The sequence below is a fragment of the uncultured Campylobacter sp. genome, assembly GCF_938018035.1.
GTDB lineage: Bacteria > Campylobacterota > Campylobacteria > Campylobacterales > Campylobacteraceae > Campylobacter_B.
The window spans coordinates 1-7,310 of sequence record NZ_CALIJF010000364.1 but is presented as its reverse complement, the minus strand read 5'-3'; the positions used below and the strand labels follow the sequence as shown (position 1 = coordinate 7,310).

Annotated in this window: 8 protein-coding genes; 3 read left to right on the top strand and 5 right to left on the bottom strand. The window is 47.5% G+C overall.

Annotated features, from left to right (window positions below; genetic code table 11):
* The first annotated feature begins 440 nt into the window (after nt 1-440).
* Entirely contained in the window at nt 441-1,598 is a 1,158-nt protein-coding gene (gene ribD, locus Q0257_RS10910; protein WP_298024781.1) for a bifunctional diaminohydroxyphosphoribosylaminopyrimidine deaminase/5-amino-6-(5-phosphoribosylamino)uracil reductase RibD, read from the top strand.
* 5 nt (nt 1,599-1,603) lie between these two features.
* Here the strand turns inward: ribD and Q0257_RS10905 are convergent, their stop codons facing one another.
* The 5 genes from Q0257_RS10905 to Q0257_RS10885 form a co-directional block, all read right to left on the bottom strand.
* Nucleotides 1,604-2,134: a hypothetical protein gene (locus tag Q0257_RS10905; protein WP_298024779.1), complete on the bottom strand. Its 531-nt coding sequence runs from the start codon at nt 2,132-2,134 to the stop codon at nt 1,604-1,606.
* A gap of 62 nt (nt 2,135-2,196) precedes the next feature.
* Nucleotides 2,197-2,580, bottom strand: a complete 384-nt coding sequence (locus Q0257_RS10900; RefSeq protein ID WP_298024777.1) for a transporter — start codon at nt 2,578-2,580, stop codon at nt 2,197-2,199.
* A gap of 157 nt (nt 2,581-2,737) precedes the next feature.
* Nucleotides 2,738-3,316, bottom strand: coding sequence for a hypothetical protein (locus Q0257_RS10895; RefSeq protein ID WP_298024775.1), 579 nt, complete (start codon nt 3,314-3,316; stop codon nt 2,738-2,740).
* A 628-nt stretch (nt 3,317-3,944) separates the two neighbouring features.
* Complete coding sequence (locus tag Q0257_RS10890) at nt 3,945-4,901, bottom strand: cation diffusion facilitator family transporter (RefSeq protein ID WP_298024773.1); 957 nt, start codon at nt 4,899-4,901, stop codon at nt 3,945-3,947.
* A 53-nt stretch (nt 4,902-4,954) separates the two neighbouring features.
* Nucleotides 4,955-5,830: an ABC transporter six-transmembrane domain-containing protein gene (locus Q0257_RS10885; RefSeq protein WP_298024771.1), complete on the bottom strand. Its 876-nt coding sequence runs from the start codon at nt 5,828-5,830 to the stop codon at nt 4,955-4,957.
* Between the two features lie 163 nt (nt 5,831-5,993).
* Here Q0257_RS10885 and Q0257_RS10880 point away from each other — a divergent pair, with 163 nt between their 5' ends.
* Together Q0257_RS10880 and Q0257_RS10875 are read left to right on the top strand one after the other, a co-directional pair.
* Nucleotides 5,994-6,368: a cupin domain-containing protein gene (locus Q0257_RS10880; protein WP_298024769.1), complete on the top strand. Its 375-nt coding sequence runs from the start codon at nt 5,994-5,996 to the stop codon at nt 6,366-6,368.
* 126 nt (nt 6,369-6,494) lie between these two features.
* A complete protein-coding gene (locus Q0257_RS10875) occupies nt 6,495-7,130 on the top strand; it encodes an NAD(P)H-binding protein (protein ID WP_298024767.1) in 636 nt (211 codons plus the stop codon).
* The last annotated feature ends 180 nt before the right edge of the window (nt 7,131-7,310 follow it).

Genomic DNA, 7,310 nt, shown 5'->3' with positions numbered 1-7,310 from the left:
GCGCCCGCTCGCTGTTTTGCCCTAGCGCTCCATTAAAATTTGACTTCGCAAAATCCGCGTTTATGCGCGCTATTGGTAGACGTTCGTTTGCACGATAGGCGAAAATTTTGGCGCGCGAAACGGACGCCGCAAAATTTACGATTTAGGATAAAATTCTAAAACCTGTGGTAAGATTTCGCAGTTTTGTTCCCGCGCGGAATCTTGCTCCTACACATACGGCGCGCGGCTTGCACTCTGATAAATTTGGCGCTTAAAGCGAGGCTTGTAGCGGCAAACGTATTTGGAACGTGAGTCGGCATCGGTACGGCACGGGCGAGCGTAGGCGGGCAAGCGGGTTGCGTCCGAGGCGTAATCTGTTGCGGGCAGAGAAGGTTGCCGACTAGCCGCAATTCGGCTAAGCAATCGCGGCGGAGCAGGACAATTTAAATTTTGGATTTTGTATGAACGACGAATTTTACATGGATTTGGCGCTGCGGGCTGCGTGGCGCTATCAGGCTCTGACGCTACCCAACCCCGCCGTGGGCTGCGTACTTCTGGATAGGGGCGGCAGGGTTCTTGGCATAGGCGCGCATAAAAAGGCGGGCTTTTTACACGCCGAGGCAAATGCTGTTTTTGCCGTGCTGTGCGATCTGGACGCAAATTTTGCGCAGGATTTCGCTTGCGAATACGCCCGCAAATTCGGCGTTAAATTTCAAAACACAAAGGCTCTGAAAAGCGCACTCTTGCAGCCAAGCTTCACCTATGATTTCATCTTAAACCGCCATGGCGGGCTTTTGCGCGGCGCTTGCGCCTACGTCACGCTCGAGCCTTGCGCGCACCGCGGCAAGACCCCGTCTTGCGCCGAGCTTTTGGCACAGCTCGGGCTATCGCGCGTGGTAATCGGCGCGCGCGATACGAACGCGCAGGCTGCGGGCGGTGCGGAAATTTTATGCCGCGGTGGCATAGAGGTGAAATTTGACGTTTGCCGCGCCGCGGCGACGGAGCTTGCGGAACCGTTTTATCTGGCGCGCGAGAGCGGTTTTTGCTTTATAAAAATCAACGCCACGCTAAACGGCGCGGTGCATGGGCGGATCGGCAGCGAGAAGCAGCGCGCGTTCGTGCACGAGCTGCGCGGCGTGTGCGATTACGTAGGCGTGGGCGGGCAGACCGTGCGCGCCGACAGACCGACGCTGGATGTGCGTGCGGCTAAATTTGACGAAATTAGCGCTTCGGCAGGCAGAGCCGATATGTCGGCGCTAGACGCGCGCGTTGCGCCGCAAAACCTAAAGCCGCGCGCGCCCGATGTTTGGATATACTCGCGCCGCGAGCTTTCGGATTTTGATGCGAGCATTCCGCTTTTCGGCGTCGCGGATCGCAAGGTAGAGGTCTCGCAGTCGCTGCCTGTGGACGCGAAAGTAACGATGATAGAAGCGGGTGCGAGCTCGTTTGACGAGTTTGCGCAGTTTGCGAGCCACGCGCTTATTTTTTACAGCGCGCAGATGAGGGACGCGGGAAATTTTAGAGCAAATACCGCGCTACGGCCGCTTTTCATCTCCAGCGCGGGCGATCCGCACCTAGAAGCGAACGAATTCTACGGCTGGTTTAAAATTTTAAAATGAAAGGTTTATATTACTGCCGATATAAAAATCAGCGCAACTATTATTATTATGACGAACACTAGCACTTTATCTATATTATATTTCCTTTTAGGGCTGCAATTTTGCAAGAAAGCCCCAAGCTTGTATTCACTGATATGAAATAGCCAGGCGGTCCAAATCGATCCGAGGGATAGGCACATCGCCGCAAATGCCGTATCAGATTTCTGCCATACGATCATGCCGAAAATCAAAAACAAAGACAGAAAAGAAACGATAATCACGCCTATCGTCGAAAAGGCGATAAAAAATATAAAATTTAGCTTGCAATCGATGCCTAAAATGCGAAAATTAATAATTTTATTTGCGATATAAAATGCGGATATTATCGTTAGGATAGCTTTTGCGACCTCGGCGCCCAAGGAAGCGTAGGGCAATAGCGGTACGCCAAAAACCGCATTTGATATGATGCCTACGTGCGATAAAGTAAAGCCGAGCGAGAACGAGAATATGCCCGTCAGTAAGATGCCTAAAAGTAATTTATAGAAATATATTTTCATACGCAATCCTTAAAATTCTGCGAAATTATACGCAATAGCAGCTTAAAATTTTGATCGCAAATTTAGCGTAAGCTTTGAAATTTTTCACGTATGCCGCAAGCAACGACGCAGAGCGAGTATAAAAAACAGATGTATGCCGCAAGCGGGACAAAAGCGACAAATCCCGAAGCATAAACTAAAGCGACTAGCACATATGTCGCATTTGCCAGTGTGGGTATGCTATAAGTCCAAAGCTCGGGCTTTTCAAAAGGAGTGTCGATAGCGTTAAAATACAAAGCTAAATTTACGACAAGCAGTAGAAAAAATATATAATTCTTTTTCATAAAAGGAAAAGCGGCGCAAACCAAGACTACCATCAAATTTAATGCGATAAGAAAACCTATGTAATTAATATCTATAAAGGCGCAAAGTAAGCCTAAAATCGCGATTAATATATGTTTTTTCATAACCGATTGTCGTCCTTTTTAATTCTTGCAATTATAATGCGTAGGTTTAAATTTTGATAAAAAATATTTCGTGCTTAAAATTCCGTCGCGCCGTGCGGGTGATTTACGCCTATTAAATTTAGCGCATACGGACGAAATTTAAACTGGGCATTTAGCTTTATCTAGATGCAAAAAAGATAAGGCCCAACCAAGTTGCAGATATAATAAGCAGCAAGATAGGGAATAGTTTTTTATCGATCTCCCCGCTTCTTTTTCGGCTGATGATTTGTAAAAATTTACCGAGCTCGTAATCGCTTTTGCGAAATAAATATACCGTTGAGCAGATGCCCATGAATAATGCCGCGGCGGATAAAATTGCCATTAGTTTTTTATCTAAATCCATACCATATATCATAAAACCGAATGTTGCGATAAGAATAATGGCGGTAAGGGCTAAAATTCCTATCGTTGCAAAGGCGATGAAAAATATAAAATTTAACTTACGATCGATGCCTTTGACATAAAAATCGCTCAAACTGCTACTGATATAGAAGGAAAATAACTCAAGAATTACCGTCGTAAAAGGCAGACGAATATCGCCCGGGAATAAAAAATATCCCTTCAAAAGGTCTATTATATCAACATTTAAAAGTTTTGAGAGGTGCAATGAAGCAACGTAAAATGAAATCAAAAAAACTGCCAAAAAGACATTGCCTAAAAGAAACTTGTAAATTAGGTATTTTATGTTTTTGCGCACCTTGGCTCCCTGAAATTTCGCGAGATTATACGGCAAATTTGCTTTTAACAGGCTCAAATCGGCAGGAAAATTTGATGAGTGAATTTAGCCAAAATTTTGATGCACAGTTTAAATTTGCGGCTCAATTTACAGCTCAATTCGCGCGTGGAATTTTAAAATTTAGCGGCGCGGTATGCTGGCTAAATTAAAAATGTAGCGCGCTATGTCATTTCAGCGCTATTAAAATGAAAGGCGTTTGGCTAAATTTAAAACCACTCCGTGCGTCCGATAAATTTCGCCATGATTGCTAGCCTGCCGTTCTAGTCAAATTTGAAAATTCCGCAAATGCGTATAGGCGCCGTTTTGAATGGTACGACGATCCGCTGCGTAAAATTCTACTATTTTGCGCGCGCGGCGCCTGATTTTGAAACGGCGTCTGTGGAGCAGAATTTTAAAATTCCGCCATGCGAAAGGATTTAAAATTTCACAACGAGCGTAAAATTTTAAAATTTAAAATCTCGAAATTTCAAAATTCCGAAATTACACGGCGCGGGCAAAATTTTAAAATTTAAAAATCGAACCAAATTTTAAATTCCAAATCAAGCTAAATTTCAAAACTATAAGTTGAGCAAAATTCCAAATCCAAAATTTAATGACTATGCCCCAAATGCCCGCCTGCGCCGCTAGAGCGCACCTCGCAGATGAGCTCGCCGCCGCAATCGTTATCGCTACTTTCAAGCTGTAACGTCGTGTGCGTGATGCCCAGATGCTCCATTTCGTGCGATATTTCGCGCAAGATCCGCTCCGCCTCGCGCACGCTTAGCTCGCCGCTAACTACGATGTGAGCCGTGAGCGCGTTTGCGCCGCTCGTGATGCTCCAGACGTGCAGGTCGTGCACCGAAAGCACGCCGTCCACGCCCCTGATCTGCTCGACGAGCGCGTCCAGGCTCACGCCCTTTGGCGAGCCCTCCATTAGGATGTTTAGGCTCTCTTTTAGCACGCCCCAGCCGCTTTTTACGATGAGCGCGGCCACGAGCACGCTAGCCGCCGCATCCGCCCAGCCCCAGCCAAAGCACATCATCAGCACGGCCGCCGCGATCGCGCCCACCGAGCCCAGAGCGTCGCCCAGTACGTGTAGGTAGGCGCCGCGCATATTGACGTTTTCTCTCACGTCGCCGCCGCGCAGCATATAAAGCGCCACGACGATGTTTACGGCGAACCCCAGCGTGCTGATGGCAAGCATACCCGCGGTGGCTACTTCGGGCGGGTTTTGGAATCGCCGCGCCGCTTCGATGACGATCAAAACGGCGATCGCGACGAGGGCGAGTGCGTTTATCGTCGCGGTTAAAATTTCGATCCGCCTGTAGCCGAAGGTTTTTTGCAGATTGCCTTTGCGTTCGCCGAATTTAAACGCAAACAGCGAAAGCCCGAGCGCCGCGGCGTCCGAGAGCATGTGTCCGGCGTCTGAGAGCAGGGCGAGCGAGTTTGTCGCGAAACCGCCCGCAATCTCGATCAGCATAAAAGCGGATATTATAAGGAAGGAATTTCTCAAAACAATTTTATTTGACGTGTGCGAATGCTCGTGATGGGCGTGATTTTCGTGCATTTTGACCTCGTTTTTCGATAAATTTTAGGTACATTATACCCCAAAAAAAGCGCTTAAATTTTAGCCAAATCTCCCTCTAACTCGATGTTTACGCGCTTGCCGATGTCTTTTAGTTTGCTAAACTCCTCTATCAGCCTCGGCGCGTCATCAAGGCTGATCGCAAACGTCCAAAGATAGGTAAGCACCGAGTAGATGTGGCCCGCGTTTGCCTGCTTGCTTGAGAGCAAAAATATCGCCAAGCTAAAAATCGCCGCCGCGCTCGCGCCGATGATAAAAAAGCTCATCGCTTCTCTGTTTGAGATGCGGATACGAAGCTTTGATAGCACGTCGTAGTGGCGCTTTAGCGTGCGCTCATCGCCTACGCTTATGCGTCTGGCTTCGCACTCTAGCTGGTTGTTTAGCTTTAGATACAAGCGATCGTTTTTGGCGATGTATTTGGGTAGCAAAACTCCAAAAATCGCGAGCAGGGCAAAAACAGCCAAACCCACGTAGAACTCGATAAATAAAAGCATGATCGCCGAGCCGAAAATCGAGACGACCGAGGTAAAAAACACGGGAAAATGCTGCTCGAAAAAATCCACAAATTCGCGAGATAAATTTGCTCTTGCGATTACGGCGCTTTCGTCTTTTGCGGCTCTTTTTTCGTTCATTATCACGCTTACGGCAAGTCCTGCATATATCTTAGTAAATACCTGCGTATCCACACGCCGCCTAATCGAGCCAAGTCCCCAGCCGACAAACACCAAGCCCGAGTAGCTAAGCGCCAAAATCGTGTCGCCGGCTACGATGGCGTTTATGGCTATGCCGGCTAGTACGGGATAGACGAGAAACAGTCCGTTTTCCGCTAAAACCAGGCTAAACGTCAAGAACAGCTTTTTAAAATTTTTCTTTGCGATGAGCGTTAGCGTCTTAAATGCGCTATTTTGCATAAAATTCCTTTGGTTAAAATCGCGCGGATTTTAGTTGATTTTAAATTTTGCGTCAAATTTTGGAATTTCTGTTGTAACTCTTGACATTATAACAAAATTTTATTATACTTCGCTCATCAGTTGTAATTTATAGCATTACAACAAAAAATTTAAGGAGACAAAGATGTCAAACTACAAGATTGTTTCAACGAAAAATGCGCCGAGAGTCGAGCTAAAAGACGCTCTAGGCTTAAGCGGCTGTGAGCTCTCTATCAACGAGCTTCCCGCAAACGTGAGCGTGCCGTTCGTGCATTCGCACAAGCAAAACGAGGAGCTTTACTTGGTGTTAAAAGGCGGCGGTACGCTTTTTATCGACGGCGAGGAGACGGCGGTCAGCGAGGGTGACGCGATCCGCATCGATCCGGCAGGCAAAAGATGCTTCAAGGCGGGAGCGCAGGGGATGAAGTTTATCTGTATACAGACCAAACGCGGCAGCCTGGAGCAGTATACTAATGGCGACGGCGTGATAAACGACGATGTGAAGCCCAGCTGGCTGTAAAATTTCGCAAGACAAGCATGTGACAAAGCGCGGGTGTAAATTTTAAACCGTGCGGCGGGCAAGACGCGCCCTGCGGGGCGAGCGCAGCGGTTGTGCGATCAAACAAATCAAATTTAAAGGAAAACAATGAAAATAGCAATCATAGGTGCAAACGGCAAAACAGGCGTAAATTTAGTAAAAGAGGTCCTAAAACAAGGCTATGACGTCACGGCGATCGTGCGAAACAAAGAGTATAAAAACGGCGACGTTAAAGTAGTCTACAAAGATATTTTTGAACTAACAAAGACCGATCTAGCTGGCTTTGACGCTGTTATCAGCGCATTTGCGGCTTGGACGCCCGAAACATTTGGGCTTCATAAAAAGGTAGCAAAACACCTTGCAGACGCGCTTAGCGGTACGAAAACGAGACTACTAGTCATCGGCGGCGCGGGTACGCTATACGTGGACGATAAGCAGACGATGGTTATGGATACGCCAAGCTTTCCTGCTGGGTACATGGGCGTCGCTAAGGCTACGGCGGAGTCGTTTTTTGAGCTAAAAGACAGAAGCGACGTGCTATGGACATACGTCTCGCCTGCCGGAGACTACGACGCAAATGGCGCTCGCACGGGCAAATACGTCCTTGGCAGCGATAATCTAATACTAAACTCCAAAAACGAGAGCTACATCAGCTACGCAGACCTAGCGCTTGCGGTCATAGACGAGCTAAAAAACGGCGCCTTCGTGCAAAAGCGCTTTACCGCCGTCGGCGAGAGAGCGTGAGCTTAAAATTTTGCGTAATTTAGCTAAAATAACGCCGCACAAAACTAACGTGCGGTTTTAAATTTAAATCAAGGTCGGCTATGCAGGTAGGTATAAAATTTTCACTCGCAGTTCACATCATGCTCTGCGTCGCGTATTTTCGCGAGGAGAAGGTCACGGGCGATTTCGTCGCCGCAAGCT